The 14183-nt window shown below is 62.3% G+C and carries 18 protein-coding genes; 9 read left to right on the top strand and 9 right to left on the bottom strand.

All coding sequences use genetic code 11. The features are described 5' to 3' along the window. The 6 genes from C7G61_RS45660 to C7G61_RS12930 all read left to right on the top strand — a co-directional run. Positions 1-241, top strand: a 241-nt coding sequence (locus C7G61_RS45660; RefSeq protein WP_210205912.1) for a hypothetical protein, incomplete at its 5' end; no start/stop codon positions are given. A 196-nt stretch (positions 242-437) separates the two neighbouring features. After that, positions 438-1709 (top strand): lipoprotein-releasing ABC transporter permease subunit, encoded by a 1272-nt coding sequence (locus tag C7G61_RS12950; protein WP_108514460.1) that lies wholly within the window; start codon positions 438-440, stop codon positions 1707-1709. Positions 1710-2041: 332 nt separating this feature from the next. After that, positions 2042-3460 (top strand): threonine synthase, encoded by a 1419-nt coding sequence (gene thrC, locus C7G61_RS12945; RefSeq protein ID WP_190241782.1) that lies wholly within the window; start codon positions 2042-2044, stop codon positions 3458-3460. Then, positions 3457-4746, top strand: coding sequence for a M16 family metallopeptidase (locus tag C7G61_RS12940; RefSeq protein WP_108514458.1), 1290 nt, complete (start codon positions 3457-3459; stop codon positions 4744-4746). The genes thrC and C7G61_RS12940 overlap by 4 nt, the downstream gene beginning before the upstream one ends. Before the next feature lie 213 nt (positions 4747-4959). Beyond that, complete coding sequence (locus C7G61_RS12935; protein WP_108514457.1) at positions 4960-5547, top strand: GNAT family N-acetyltransferase; 588 nt, start codon at positions 4960-4962, stop codon at positions 5545-5547. Between the two features lie 134 nt (positions 5548-5681). Next, complete coding sequence (locus C7G61_RS12930; RefSeq protein ID WP_108514501.1) at positions 5682-6290, top strand: hypothetical protein; 609 nt, start codon at positions 5682-5684, stop codon at positions 6288-6290. A 52-nt stretch (positions 6291-6342) separates the two neighbouring features. Here C7G61_RS12930 and C7G61_RS12925 read toward each other — a convergent pair whose 3' ends face one another. From C7G61_RS12925 to C7G61_RS12905, 5 genes are all read right to left on the bottom strand, one after another. Continuing rightward, positions 6343-6828, bottom strand: a complete 486-nt coding sequence (locus tag C7G61_RS12925) for a F0F1 ATP synthase subunit B family protein (RefSeq protein ID WP_108514456.1) — start codon at positions 6826-6828, stop codon at positions 6343-6345. A gap of 4 nt (positions 6829-6832) precedes the next feature. Further along, the gene (locus tag C7G61_RS12920) at positions 6833-7381 is read right to left on the bottom strand and encodes a F0F1 ATP synthase subunit B family protein (protein ID WP_108514455.1); all 549 of its coding nucleotides are present in this window, start codon (positions 7379-7381) and stop codon (positions 6833-6835) included. Positions 7382-7440: 59 nt separating this feature from the next. Beyond that, positions 7441-7671: a F0F1 ATP synthase subunit C gene (locus tag C7G61_RS12915; RefSeq protein ID WP_016847054.1), complete on the bottom strand. Its 231-nt coding sequence runs from the start codon at positions 7669-7671 to the stop codon at positions 7441-7443. Between the two features lie 54 nt (positions 7672-7725). After that, positions 7726-8481 (bottom strand): F0F1 ATP synthase subunit A, encoded by a 756-nt coding sequence (locus C7G61_RS12910; protein ID WP_108514454.1) that lies wholly within the window; start codon positions 8479-8481, stop codon positions 7726-7728. 69 nt (positions 8482-8550) lie between these two features. Continuing rightward, positions 8551-8922, bottom strand: coding sequence for an AtpZ/AtpI family protein (locus C7G61_RS12905; protein WP_108514453.1), 372 nt, complete (start codon positions 8920-8922; stop codon positions 8551-8553). Between the two features lie 275 nt (positions 8923-9197). Between C7G61_RS12905 and C7G61_RS12900 the strand changes: the two genes are divergently transcribed. The 3 genes from C7G61_RS12900 to C7G61_RS12890 all read left to right on the top strand — a co-directional run bounded on the left by C7G61_RS12900 (position 9198) and on the right by C7G61_RS12890 (position 11067). Then, positions 9198-9821 carry a 2-hydroxychromene-2-carboxylate isomerase gene (locus tag C7G61_RS12900; RefSeq protein ID WP_108514452.1) on the top strand — a complete coding sequence of 208 codons (624 nt, stop codon included), beginning with the start codon at positions 9198-9200 and terminating at the stop codon, positions 9819-9821. 65 nt (positions 9822-9886) lie between these two features. Then, positions 9887-10426, top strand: coding sequence for a hypothetical protein (locus C7G61_RS12895; protein WP_108514451.1), 540 nt, complete (start codon positions 9887-9889; stop codon positions 10424-10426). Positions 10427-10593: 167 nt separating this feature from the next. After that, the gene (locus C7G61_RS12890) at positions 10594-11067 is read left to right on the top strand and encodes a secondary thiamine-phosphate synthase enzyme YjbQ (RefSeq protein ID WP_108514450.1); all 474 of its coding nucleotides are present in this window, start codon (positions 10594-10596) and stop codon (positions 11065-11067) included. A gap of 84 nt (positions 11068-11151) precedes the next feature. Here the strand turns inward: C7G61_RS12890 and C7G61_RS12885 are convergent, their stop codons facing one another. The 4 genes from C7G61_RS12885 to C7G61_RS12870 all read right to left on the bottom strand — a co-directional run bounded on the left by C7G61_RS12885 (position 11152) and on the right by C7G61_RS12870 (position 14123). Beyond that, on the bottom strand, positions 11152-12801 hold the full coding sequence (locus C7G61_RS12885) for an MFS transporter (RefSeq protein WP_190241786.1): 1650 nt from the start codon (positions 12799-12801) through the stop codon (positions 11152-11154). A 230-nt stretch (positions 12802-13031) separates the two neighbouring features. Next, a complete protein-coding gene (locus tag C7G61_RS12880; protein ID WP_145963603.1) occupies positions 13032-13400 on the bottom strand; it encodes a hypothetical protein in 369 nt (122 codons plus the stop codon). Positions 13401-13482: 82 nt separating this feature from the next. Continuing rightward, positions 13483-13806 (bottom strand): hypothetical protein, encoded by a 324-nt coding sequence (locus C7G61_RS12875; protein WP_108514447.1) that lies wholly within the window; start codon positions 13804-13806, stop codon positions 13483-13485. Next, a complete protein-coding gene (locus C7G61_RS12870; RefSeq protein ID WP_202975772.1) occupies positions 13803-14123 on the bottom strand; it encodes a YggT family protein in 321 nt (106 codons plus the stop codon). The genes C7G61_RS12875 and C7G61_RS12870 overlap by 4 nt, the downstream gene beginning before the upstream one ends. Between the last annotated feature and the right edge of the window lie 60 nt (positions 14124-14183).

Below are 14183 nucleotides of genomic sequence, written 5' to 3'. Positions count from 1 at the left end.
GCTGATATCCATGATGGCCCGGAGCACCACACGCTCCAATCAGAGGCCGGATACATTGATGCAAGACCGCATCTGCCAGGTTGACGAAACCTCTTGCAACGCGCGGCCGGACCATACATTTGGGTCATGGGGCCGGCATCCGAAAACCTTCACACCAGGCGACATCCTAGGCTCGGTTTCCTTCGATGCCGAAGATGTCATAATTCTCGAACACGAAGGCCGGCCGGCGCGATCGTTCTGAGACCGTAGGCCCACATCGCCATCGACGTCGTGCTTCATGCCGGCCGCAGCGCGGTCGATCATTCTCGTCACCGGCTTCATTCCACGCCCGCATGCTCGTGCTGCCCGATCAGGCATGGCGGGAATATGGCAGTGGATGAAGATTGTTCATCGAAGCGAGCGCTCGAATCGTACCAAAAACGCGCTAGAGTGAGGCCATGGAAAAATCCCCGCGCCCCCTGCCGTTCGCGGCGTTCGAATGGCTGGTGTCAGGGCGCTACTTGCGGGCGCGTCGCAAGGAAGGCTTCATTTCCGTTATTGCCGGTTTCTCGTTCCTCGGCATCATGCTCGGCGTTGCGACGCTGATTATCGTGATGGCCGTCATGAACGGCTTTCGCAAGGAACTGATCGACAAGATCGTCGGCATGAACGGTCATCTCGTGGTGCAGCCAATCGAACAGCCGCTGACGGATTGGCAGGACGTCACTGAACGCATCAGCCAGGTTCCAGGCATTCGGCTTGCCGCTCCTGTGGTGGACGGTCCGGCGCTGGCGTCATCGGCGCACAATGCCTCTGGCGTACTCGTTCGCGGTATTCGCCCCGATGATCTCAACAAGCTCGCCTCGATCGCCAGCAATATCCAGCAGGGCTCGCTGGATGCATTTGAGCAGGGACAAGGGGTCGCCATCGGACGCAGGCTTGCCGATCAATTGTCGCTGCGTGCCGGCGATAACATCACCCTGGTAGCACCCGGCGGAGCCGTGACGTCGAAGGCCATTGCGCCTCGTATCAAGCCTTACAAGGTCGCGGCGGTGTTCAGCATCGACATGTCGGAATATGATTCCGTGATGGTTTTTCTGCCGCTCGCCGAGGCGCAGGCCTATTTCAATCGCGCCGATGACGTGAGCGCGATCGAAGTTTTCATCGAAGCCAGCCCCGACAAGGTCGACGGCTTCCGACGGCCGGTGGCCGAAGCTGCCGGGCGGCCGGTGTTTCTTGTCGACTGGCGCCGGCGTACCTCGGCGTTTTTCGCCGCGCTTCAGGTCGAGCGCAACGTCATGTTTCTGATCCTGACCTTGATCGTGCTGGTCGCTGCGCTGAACATCGTCTCGGGCCTGATCATGCTCGTAAAGGACAAGGGCAGCGATATCGCCATTCTGCGCACCGTGGGCGCCTCGCGAGGATCGATCATGCGGGTGTTCCTGATCGCGGGCGCCGCAATCGGCGTGGCCGGCACGCTGACCGGTTTTCTCGTCGGTATGCTGATTTGCCTGAATATCGAATCGATCCGGCAATTTCTTTCCTGGCTCACCAATACTGAATTGTTTCCGCCAAAACTCTACTTTCTGTCGAAGCTGCCGGCGGAGATCGATGTTGGCGAGACCGCCGCCGTTGTAATCATGGCGCTGACGCTGTCATTCCTCGCGACACTCTATCCATCGTGGCGCGCGGCGCGGCTCGATCCGGTTGATGCGCTTCGATATGAGTAGCTGAGCACGCGCGGGCTACGAAGCTGCCCGGACGCAAATGCGCCGCGAGAACGCGAACTATATCCACCGTCATTGCGAGCGAAGCGAAGCAATCCATTGTCACCTCGTGCGCCGAAGGATGGATTGCTTCGCTTCGCGCGCAATGACGGGGAGACAGCCGGCTCCGTCCCAACCGGGTAGCCACCCCCGCCACCCCTCATCTTTTTCTCCCCCATGGCATTTCCCCTTCGCCCCAAAACGCTTTATGGTGCCTCTCGCTCCGCGCTTGGCGCGGCAAAATACATGATCAATATCAAAGGCTTGGCATATGGCTTGCGCCTTTGGAGGGTGGTTTGACGCGCTATATTTCGACGCGGGGGGAGGCCCCCGTCCTGGGTTTCTGCGATGTGATGCTGACCGGGCTCGCCCGCGACGGCGGCCTCTATGTGCCCGAGGTCTGGCCGCAGCTCTCGCACGAGACCATCGCCTCCTTTTTCGGCCGGCCTTATTGGGAAGTCGCGGTCGACGTGATCCGGCCGTTTGTCGCGGGTGAAATCTCCGACGCCGACCTTGGGCGCATGGCGAATGAAGCCTACGCCACGTTCCGCCATCCGGCCGTCGTGCCGCTGAACCAGGTCGGGCCCAATCAATTCGTGCTGGAGCTGTTCCACGGCCCGACGCTGGCGTTCAAGGACGTCGCGATGCAGTTGATCTCGCGGCTGATGGATCACGTGCTGGCCAAGCGCAACCAGCGCACCACCATCGTGGTCGCGACTTCAGGCGATACCGGCGGCGCCGCCGTCGATGCGTTTGCGGGTCTCGACAATGTCGATCTGGTCGTGCTGTTCCCGAACGGGCGGATCTCCGACGTGCAGCGGCGGATGATGACGACATCAGGCGCGGCCAATGTGCATGCGCTCGCGATCGAGGGCACCTTCGACGATTGCCAGGCGATCCTGAAGGCGATGTTCAACCATCACGGCTTTCGCGACGCGGTCTCGCTGTCCGGCGTCAACTCGATCAACTGGGCGCGGATCGTGGCCCAGGTCGTGTATTATTTCACTTCCGCTGTCGCCCTCGGCGCGCCCGCGCGCACAGTGGATTTCACCGTGCCGACCGGCAATTTCGGCGACATCTTTGCAGGCTATGTCGCCAAGAAGATGGGGCTGCCGGTCCGCTGGCTGCGCATCGCCTCCAACGTCAACGACATCCTGCCGCGCACCCTCAAGACCGGCATCTACGAAGTGCGCGAGGTTCACGCCTCGGCCTCGCCGTCGATGGACATCCAGGTCTCCTCGAATTTCGAGCGGCTGCTGTTCGAAGCAGGCCGCCGCGATCCCGACAGCGTTCGCCGCCTGATGGCTTCGCTGAAACAATCCGGACGTTTCGTGCTGCCGGACGCCATGCTCGCCGCGATCCGCGAGGAATTCGACGCCGGGCGCGCCGACGAGACCGAGACGGCTGCCGCGATCCGCGCCGCCTGGCGCGAGGCCGGCGACCTCGTCGATCCCCATACCGCGGTGGCGCTGGCGGTGGCGGATCGCGACACCTCGGATTCGAAGATCCCCAACATCGTGCTGTCGACCGCGCATCCGGCCAAGTTTCCCGATGCGGTGGAAGCCGCCTGCGGCGTGCGGCCGCAATTGCCGGTGTGGCTCGACGGTCTCATGACCAAATCCGAACACATCACGGTGATGAAAAACGATTCAGCTGAAGTGGAGCGATTCGTGCGCTCGGTGAGCCGTGCCGCGAAGCAGGGAGTTGCCGGATGAGCGTTGACGTAACCAAGCTGCCGTCCGGCCTGACCGTCGTTACCGACACCATGCCGCATCTGGAAACAGCGGCGCTCGGCGTCTGGGCCGGCGTCGGCGGCCGTGACGAGAAGCCGAACGAGCACGGCATCTCGCATCTTCTGGAACACATGGCCTTCAAGGGCACGACCAGGCGCTCGTCGCGGGAGATCGTGGAGGAAATCGAGGCGGTCGGCGGCGATCTCAACGCCGGCACTTCGACCGAAACCACTGCCTATTATGCGCGGGTGATGAAGGCCGACGTGCCGCTCGCGCTCGACGTGCTCTCCGACATCCTCGCCAATCCATCCTTCGTGCCGGATGAACTCGAGCGCGAGAAGAGCGTCATTGTGCAGGAAATCGGCGCGGCGCAGGATACCCCTGACGACGTCGTGTTCGAGCACCTCAACGAACTCTGCTTTCCGGACCAGCCGATGGGCCGTTCGCTGCTGGGCACCGCCAAGACCCTGAAGAAATTCGATCGCGACATGCTGCGCGGCTATCTCTCGACGCACTACCGCGGCCCCGACATGGTGGTGGCGGCCGCGGGCGCGGTCGACCACAAGCGCGTGGTGGAGGAAGTGGCGCAAAGATTTGCCAGCTTCAACGCCACGCCGGCGCCGAAGCCGGTACCGGCGATGTTCGGCAAAGGCGGCTCGCGCGTGGTGCATCGTGACCTCGAACAGGCGCATCTGACGCTGGCGCTCGAGGGCGTGCCGCAGACCGACCTGTCGCTGTTCTCGCTGCAGGTGTTCACCAATACGCTCGGCGGCGGAATGTCGTCGCGGCTGTTCCAGGAAGTGCGCGAGAAGCGCGGCCTGTGCTACTCGATCTACACCTTCCACGCGCCCTATTCCGACACCGGCTTTTTCGGCCTCTATACCGGCACCGATCCCGGCGACGCGCCGGAAATGATGGAAGTGATCGTCGACGTCATCAATGATGCGGTGGAAACCCTGACCGAAGCCGAGATCGCCCGCGCCAAGGCGCAGATGAAGGCAGGGCTTCTGATGGCGCTGGAAAGCTGCTCCTCCCGGGCCGAACAGCTGGCGCGGCACGTGCTGGCCTATGGACGGCCGCAGACGGTGGAAGAGCTGGTCGCCAGAATCGATGCGGTCAGCGTTGAATCGACCCGCAACGCCGCGCATGCGCTGCTGTCCCGCAGCCGGCCGGCGGTCGTAGCACTTGGCAGCGGCAGGGGGCTGGACACGGCGGTATCTTTTGCGGAAGGATTGACCAGGTCGAAGGCGAAGACGCTGCTGCATTAGCGTTTCAACCTCGCCCCGCTCTTGCGGGGAGAGCATAGGCCGCCTTCGGCGGCCGTACTTAGCAAACGCCGAGGCGATAGCCTCGGCTACGGCGAAGCGCCGGGTGAGGGGCTCTCTCCGCGATTGCAACTCGTGGAGAGAGCCCCTCACCCCGACCATCTCCCCGCAAGAGCGGGGCGAGGGAGAGGCAATTCGGGCGGGAGAATTAAGGGCATGGCCCTGTTTCGTTTGCCAACCAGCGGACCGGCCGCGCTCGTGCCGCGCGGCCACGGCCTCCTGCTGCGCGCGCCGCAAATGGCGGATTTCCTGCAATGGGCGCAATTGCGCGAGCAAAGCCGCGCCTACCTCACGCCGTGGGAGCCGATCTGGCCGTCGGACGATCTGACCCGCGCCGGCTTTCGCCGAAGGCTGCGCCGCTACGCCGAAGATATCGCCGCCGACCGCTCCTATCCGTTCATCATCTTCCGCCAGTCTGACGGCGCCATGATCGGCGGCATCACGCTTGCCAATGTCCGCCGCGGCATCGTGCAGGCCGGCACCATCGGCTATTGGGTCGGCGAGCCCCATGCCGGCCGCGGCTACATGACCGCGGCGCTGCGGGTGCTGCTGCCGACGCTGTTCGGCGAGCTCAATCTGCACCGCATCGAGGCCGCCTGCATTCCCTCCAATTCGCCTTCGATCCGGGTGCTGGAGAAATGCGGCTTCACCCGCGAGGGGCTGGCGCGGCGCTATCTCTGCATCAATGGCGTCTGGCAGGACCATCTGCTGTTCGGCCTGCTGCATGAGGATTTCCGCGGCTGAACCGTTGATTTCCAAGCCTTTTGGGTGCCTTGGGTTCGCCGCCATTGGGCTGCTATAACGCCGCCCGGGAACAATGACGTGAGACGATGGGATTTCAGGGACGTCGCATGGGTAACAATCGTTTGGCCAGGGTGATGGCGGCAGCCGCAGTCGCGGGCGGGCTGGCCTGCCTGATGGTGGCGCCGGCATCGGCGCAATCGATTACCGATCGTTTCAAGAGCCTGTTCGGCGGTAAGTCGGACGAGCAGCCGGCCACCAATGCACCGGCAGCGCCCCAGGACACGGGCGATCTGACCTGTCCACCGGTCACGGTCAGGGCCGGCGCGGCCACCTACGCCGTCGCGGCACCCGGCAAGCAGCCGGTCGGCAACGACCTGCGCTTTCAGGTGACGATCTCCAAAATGGCCCGCGAATGCAGCGTCAATGGCGGCGTGATCACGGCGCGGATCGGCATTCAGGGCCGCGTCATTGCCGGCCCGGCCGGCGCGCCACCCTCGGTCCAGGTCCCTATACGCGTCGCGGTGGTGCACGGCGGCATCTCCGAAAAGACCATCGCCACCAAGGCCTACCAGACCACGGTCTCCATGACGGAAGGCGGCAGCGAGCCGTTCACGCTGGTGGCCGAAGATCTCACTTATCCGGCGCCTCCCGGCGCCGACGGCGACAGCTACATCTTCTATATCGGCTTCGACCCGCAGGCCCTGAAGCCCGAACGCCCGGCGCCGAAAAAGAAGAAGCAATAAAAAACCGGCGCGATCGTCTCGCGCCGGTTTTTGATGGATGGGTGGAAAGCGCTCAGTTCAGCTTGGCGCGAACCTCGGCAATGCCCTTGGCGAGAAGGTCGTCGGCGACCGAGCCCTTGACCGACTTCGACAGGATGGTCGAGGCGGCTTCGACGGCGGCATTGGCGGCGGCGGCACGGACGTCGGCCAGCGCCTGGGCTTCGGCGAGCGCGATCTTGCTCTCCGCGGTCTTGGTGCGGCGGGCGACGAAGTCTTCCATCTTGGCCTTGGCCTCGGTCGCAATGCGCTCGGCTTCGGCCTTGGCGTTGGCGATGATCTCCTCAGCCTCGCGCTCGGCGCTGGCGCGCCGGGTCTGGTACTCGCCGAGCAGCTTTGCGGCCTCCTCCTTGAGACGGCGGGCGTCGTCGAGTTCGGCCTTGATACGCTGGGCGCGATGATCGAGCGCCGTCAGCACCGTCTTGTGGATGCCGAGATAGGCAAACAGCACCATCAGGATGACGAAGGCAATCGCGACCCAGGTTTCCGGTTGGGCAAACATCCGTCTATCCCTTCAACGTAGCATCGACGGCCTTGCTCACCGTCTTCTTGTCGGGCAGCACGCCGGTGAGGCGTTGCACGATCGCGCCGGCAGCATCCGCGGCGATGCCGCGGACATTGCTCATCGCGGTCTCGCGGGTCGCCGCGATCTGCTTCTCGGCGGCGGCAAGCCTGGTGGTCAGCTGGTCTTCCAGCTTCTTGCGTTCGGCTTCCGAGGCCGCGTTCAGCTTCTCGCGGGTCTCGTTGCCAATGGCTTGTGCGCGGGAACGCGCCGAAGCGAGTTCCGTCTCATACGCCTTCAGCGCAGCGTCGGACTCGTCCTTCAGCTTCTGCGCCGCGGCCAGATCGCCCTCGATCGCGTTCTGACGTGCGTCGATCACGCTTTCGACGCGCGGCAGCGCGATGCGGGATACGATCACATAGAGCGCGACGAATGCGATGACGAGCGACACCAGCTGCGAAGCAAACGTGCTCGACTCGAACGGAGGAAATCCTCCGCCGTGTCCGCCATCTGCTCCGGTGTGGGCGCCGGTACCATGACTCTTTTCAGCCACGGAGTTCTCCTGTTGCTGTCAGCGCGCCGCCCGGACCGGGCAGCGCGATAGGGTGCAGCTCAGAGCGGAACGAACAGCAGCAGCAGCGCGATCAGCAGCGAGAAGATGCCGAGCGCTTCGGTCACGGCGAAACCGAAGATCAGGTTGCCGAACTGGCCCTGGGCTGCCGAAGGATTGCGCACCGCTGCGGCGAGGTAGTTGCCGAAGATGATGCCCACGCCGACGCCCGCGCCGCCCATGCCGATGCATGCGATGCCCGCGCCGATAAGTTTAGCTGCTGCCGGTTCCATTTCTAGAGCTCCTTGAGAGATAAGACAGAGTGAGGGTGGAAATTCCCCGGACGCTTAGTGTCCCGGATGAATGGCGTCGTTGAGGTAGATGCAGGTGAGGATCGCGAACACGTAGGCCTGCAGGAATGCGACCAGCAGTTCGAGCGCTGTCAGCGCAACGGTGAGCGCCAGTGGCAGCATGCCGCCGACCCAGCCGAGCGCGCCAAGCGAGACGCCGAGCATGGCGACGAAGCCCGCGAACACCTTCAGCGCGATGTGGCCGGCCAGCATGTTGGCGAACAGACGTACGCTGTGCGAAACCGGCCGCAGGAAGAACGACAGGATTTCGATGAACATGACCAGCGGCAGGATGTAGATCGGCACGCCGGAGGGCACGAAAATCTTGAAGAACTTCAGGCCGTTCTTGTAGATCCCGTAGATCAGGACGGTGAAGAAAACCAGGAAGGCCAGCGCCGCGGTGACGATGATGTGGCTCGAAACCGTGAACGTGTAGGGGATGATGCCAATCAGGTTCGAAATACAGATGAACATGAACAGCGAGAAGATCAGCGGGAAGAACTTCATGCCTTCCGAGCCGGCGGTAGAGCGGATCGTGCTGGCGACGAACTCGTAGGAGATTTCGGCGATCGACTGCAGCCGTCCGGGAACCAGCTGCCGTTGCGCCATGCCGCCGATCATCAATAGCGAGATCACCGCTACCGAGAGGAACATGTAGAGCGACGAGTTGGTGAAGGCGATCGTGTGGTTGCCGATATGGCCGATCGTGAAGAGGGGTTCGATATTGAACTGGTGGATCGGGTCGATTTTCATCCGCGCGGCTCTTTATCCACCGGCCTGGCCGGCAATCGAATTTCAAATGTCGTGACTTCCCGTCGACGCTCAGCGCCTGCCTGGACCTGCGCCTGCAGTTCTCACCACGTTGACCACACCGGCGACGAAGCCGAGCAGCAGAAACACGATGAAACCGAACGGCGATGTCGACAATAAACGGTCGAACCCCCAGCCAATCGCCGCTCCGACGACAACGCCCGCGACCAATTCCGAGGAAAGCCGGAAACCAAGCGCCATGGCAGAAGCTCTGGCAGCTCTGTCTCCGCTTTCAGTTCCGGGTTGATCAGTCTTGATTTTGCGGCTGTCCCGAATTTCGGACAACCGTTGATCCAGACTTCCGAGCCTTGCGGAAAGCGCAGCTTCGTCGGAGGACGGCTGATCGCGATTTCCACTTGCGTTGTCATTCTTGTCTTCGGCCATGCCCAAGACATTAAACGATGCCAACGGTTGATGGAAATTACGCCCGTCACCCTTGAAAGCCGCGCGGACCATACTTACCGCGTCTATTCAAGTCAAGATTGGGCCGTAACCAGCTAGTGCTTTGATTTTTCTGGATTTATTTGAATGTCGCCCGTGGCCCTGTGGACCTTCGATCGCAGTGCAGCAGTATTGCCACACGGATCGATCTTGCACCCGTTTGAACGCTCTGTTGGGATGTCCAAAGCGAAGCGAAAATCCCCGTCCCCGGAGCCCGCATGCCGCGTCAGGTCGATTACTATTTCTCGCTCCAGTCGCCCTGGGCCTATATCGGGCATCAGTCCTTTAGGCGCCTGGTAAGTACTTATGATCTCAAGGTAAATCACAGGCCGGTGGTGCTGGTCGATCTGTTTTCGGAGACCGGCGGCCTGCCTTTGATGAAGCGCCACCCGGTCCGGCAGCGCTACCGGATGGTCGAACTGCAGCGCTGGCGCGACAAGCGCGGACTGAAATTTAATCTGCAGCCGGCGCACTGGCCATTCAATGCCCGCCTCGCCGACGGCGTCGTGATCGCGGCGCTCGAGGCCGGCCACGATCCCGACCGCTATTTGCGCCGGGCCTTTGCCGCCGTCTGGGAAGATCAGCTCAATCTCGCCGATCCCGCAACGATCGAAAAACTCGCCGACGAATCGGGGCTCCCCGGCAAGCAATTGGTGGAGCGCTCCGGCGCGGAGGAAGTCAGCGCGGCGTATGAGCAGAACCGGCAGGATGCGCTCGCGGCCGACGTATTCGGCTCGCCGGTCTATGTGCTCGAGGGCGAAGTGTTCTGGGGGCAGGACCGCCTCGAATTGCTGGAAGATGCGTTGAAGTCCGGCCGCGCGCCCTATAGCTCAGTCGTGTAAGGGGTGCCTTGAAAGCGCCCCGGCGGTCGAGGAAACCGGTACTGTCCTGAGGCGGGAGCAAGCCCATGAGCACAGCGAAATCGTCCTCGAAATTCTTAAGGCCCGCCGTGCTGGCGCTTTGTCTCACAGTCGGCGGCCACGCGCTCGCGGGAGCCGCGCCCGATACCGAGAACGGCCGCTATGCGCTGTCACCGACGGGGGAGGGCGTGCTTCGGCTCGATACAAGAACCGGCGCGATTTCGACCTGCAACAATTCGGGCGCGGGCTGGGCCTGCTACGCCGTCCCCGACGAACGCGCGGCGATGGACACGGAAATCGGCCGTCTGCAAGCCGACATTGTCCGGCTGCAGGCCGAGAATGAAAGGTTCAAGGCCCAACTCGCCGAGCGCGAGCCGACCGTGCCCGGCAAGATCGAAGAGCCGCTGCCGAAATCGGATTCGCTGAAGAAGAGCGAGCCGAAGGTAGCCGAGGCCGAGCGCAAGATCGAGATTCCGCTGCCGAGCGACCGCGACATGGATCGCATGATGTCGTTCCTGGAGCGGGCCTGGCGGCGCTTGATCGAGATGGCCAACCGGGTGCAGAGGGACGTCAACGGCAAGATTTGACGGGGGACGGCTTGTCGTCCTCTCGGGTCGTCCCTGCGAACGCAGGGACCCATACGCCGCGGCCTTTCGTTTTTGCAAATGCTGTTCGACGACTTCGCGCAAACAAGAACTCCCTGTGGTTATGGGTCCCTGCTTTCGCAGGGACGACGTGTTGAGAGATCCAAATCATGGCCGCACCCAAATCCCTCTCTCGCACCACGCCCTCGTCCGTCAGTGCCAGCACCATCACATCTTCGCTGCTGACCGTGCAGACCTCAGGCGTGGGCTTTACCGATCTCACGGCCGAGGTCGCGAAGTTCGTGCGAGAAGTGCATGCGCGCGAAGGCGCGGTGACGCTGTTTATTCGTCATACCTCGGCGTCGCTGACGATCCAGGAAAATGCCGATCCGGCCGTGCTCGTCGATTTGACGACGGCGCTGAACCGGCTCGCGCCCGAGAATGTCGGCTGGCGCCACGATACCGAGGGGCCGGACGACATGCCGGCGCACATCAAGACCATGTTGACCGCGACCTCGCTGCACGTCCCGGTGCTGCAGGGCGCGCTCGCCCTGGGCACCTGGCAGGCGATCTATCTGGTCGAGCACCGCGCGCGGCCGCACCGGCGCGAGATCGTGTTGCAGTTCATCGGCGCCACAGATTGAGGCTCCCGCAAAAGCAAACCGGCCGCGGATCGCTCCGCGGCCGGTTCGTCGTTTCTTCGTCCGGCCGCCGCCGAACGAAACCGGTTACTTCGTGATGTCGACGTCCTTGGTTTCCGGCAGGAAGAAGAAGCCGACCACTGCCGTTATCGACGCGAAGATGATCGGATACCACAGACCCGCGTAGATATCGCCGGTCGAGGCCACGATCGCGAACGAGGTCGCCGGCAGCAAGCCGCCGAACCAGCCGTTGCCGATGTGATAGGGCAGCGACATCGAGGTGTAGCGGATCTTGGTCGGGAACAGTTCGACCAGCATCGCCGCGATCGGCCCGTACACCATGGTGACGTAGACCACCAGGATGAACAGAAGGCCGATCACCGCCGCGGCCTGCGGCTTGAAGATGTCGAATGGGTGCGACATCTTCACGATCTGGGCGTCGCCTGCTTTCGGATAGCCTGCGCCCTGTACGGCCGTCAGCACTTGCGGGTTGGAGGCCTTGGCGTCGGTGTAAGGAACGTCCTTGCCGTTGACGACAACCTTCACGCCGGAGCCTGCCGCGCCGTAGCTGGTCGAATACTTGACCGACTGCTGCGCGAGGTAGGCGCGGGCCGTGTCGCAAGGCGCGGTGAACTGACGGGTGCCGACCGGGTTGAACAGGTCGCCGCAGCCTGCCTTGTCTGCGACCACTTCCACCTTGACCGACTCGATGGCCTTCTCCAGCGCCGGGTTGGCGTTGGTCGTGATCATCTTGAAGATCGGGAAGAAGGTCAGCGCCGCGATCAGGCAGCCCGCCAGAATGATCGGCTTGCGGCCGATCTTGTCCGACAGTGCACCGAACACGACGAAGAACCCGGTACCGAACAATAGCGACCAGGCGATCAAGAGGTTGGCGGTGTAGCCGTCGACCTTGAGGATCGATTGCATGAAGAACAGCGCGTAGAACTGGCCGGTGTACCAGACCACGCCCTGGCCCATCACGCCCCCGATCAGGGCGATGATCACGATCTTGGCGTTGCTCCAGTTGGCGAAGGCCTCGGTCAGCGGCGCCTTGGAGCCCTTGCCCTCGTCCTTCATCTTCTGGAAGACCGGCGATTCATTCAGCCGCAGCCGGATCCAGACCGAGATGCCGAGCAGCAGCACCGAGACCAGGAACGGAATGCGCCAGCCCCATTTCGCGAATTCGGTTTCGCCCAGTGCGGAACGGGTGAACAGGATCACCAGCAGCGACAGGAACAGGCCGAGCGTTGCCGTGGTCTGGATGAACGAGGTGTAGTAGCCGCGCTTGCCCATCGGGGCATGCTCCGCGACGTAAGTCGCCGCACCGCCGTACTCGCCGCCGAGCGCGAGGCCCTGCAGCAGGCGCAATGCGATCAGAATGATCGGCGCCGCAATGCCGATGGTCGCCGCGTTGGGCAATATGCCGACGATGAAGGTCGACAGGCCCATGATCAGAATGGTGACCAGGAAGGTGTATTTGCGGCCGACGATGTCGCCGACGCGACCAAACACGATGGCGCCGAAGGGGCGAACGATGAAGCCCGCGGCGAACGCCAGCAGCGCGAAGATGTCGCGGGTGGCCTGGTTGAACATCGGCTGATTCGTTGCGGGATCGATGACGCCGAAGAATTGCGCGCCGATCACGCTGGCAAGCGAGCCGAACAGGTAGAAGTCATACCATTCGAAGACAGTACCGAGCGAAGACGCGAGAATGACGAAACGTTCGTCCTTCGTCATCCCGGCGGCCTTGCCGGACGTGGCAGTTATTGTAGACATTTCCGAATCGCTCCCCTTTTTTATGATCGCAAAGATGTGCGTTGCGTCAGATCGACGCGTAATTGCAGGCCTGACTACATGTTCGGGAGTAATGGCCCAATAGTACTTTCGGCGGGGCATAGCACCGCTTTGCGTCGATCAAGCCGCGGCAACTGTTGAATGAATCTGCCCGTGTGGAGTGCGGCCCCTGACTAAAGTCCAATGGCCGAGAAAATAAGTGCGATGGTCCACATCACAATCGAGATGATGGCAGTCCAGCGCGCGAACGACAAATACGTCTCCCGCATGAGGCTTGAAATCATCTGTTGGGCGAAAGCCTGCGGCGGCCGGCTCTCCTTGGGCAGATAGAGCCACATCTCGGTCCGGCGGTGGTCTTTTGTCCTTGCTTCGCGTGCCTTGAAAATGAGCACGAGCGTCATCGTCATGCTGAGAAAGCCGCCGGCCTGGAAAGCAGATCGCGGAAGAAAAGAAAGGCCGATCATGACGCAGAATATGGCAAGCGATGCGAAGCCGCAGGCACGCAGCACCGTTTCATAGGCAATACGGCTCATCTCATCCATGATCCGCCACTCCATCGCCCGCATCCAATGGAGGCCCAGCGTAGCCGCTAGGCCTCCTGGCCTCAACTCCGGAACCGGTACGCTAGAGGCCGATTTTAAGAAAATTGCCGGCGGCGGGAAGCGCGAGAATGGCGGTTCCAGCAAGCCATATCCAGAGCGACGCGTTGGTTGATTCCGATGCGCCGGTGGCCCGCTCGTAGAGCGCCGCCGGAATTCCACCCAGAATGACGGTCGCGGTCGAGACCATCAGCGACGCGAACATCAGTGTCAGAGACAGGCTGCCGAACAGCAGTGGGCCGGCGAGCAACTGGACGTACAGCAGCGTGAAAATCAGCGCGAGTTGGTTGAAGATGCCGTTGATCATTCCGAAAAACGCAATCCCGATGAAATAGAAATTGCGGTTCATGACGCTGCTCCGCCGATCCTGGGCGCGAGATTCAGCAACAGCAACGTGTAGTGAAGCACGACGCGCAGCCAGAACAGCCAGACGAAGCCGAACAGCCAAAGCAGCACCGGAGGGGTCACCTTCGGCGTCACGATCGCGACGGCGGCGACGACGGGGTCGGTGATCCGGCAAAAGAACCGCCAGATGTAATTCGGCGAGTCTGCATCCACCATCAAACCGAGCAGGACGCGGCCGAGCAGCGTGTACATCAATACTGCAAGAACAAAGTTGGGCAGATGGAAGTACCAGTATGCGGAGAGAGAGCTTGCGAAATCCAAGGGAGTTTCTCCTCGCTGCCTGACACCATCTGATGAGACAAAGGCCGATTATTGCAATCC

It is taken from the genome of Bradyrhizobium algeriense (assembly GCF_003062295.1).
GTDB classification, from domain to species: Bacteria; Pseudomonadota; Alphaproteobacteria; order Rhizobiales; family Xanthobacteraceae; genus Bradyrhizobium; species Bradyrhizobium algeriense.
The sequence above is the reverse complement of the archived record's forward strand: the minus strand, read 5'-3'. Positions and strand labels throughout refer to the sequence as shown.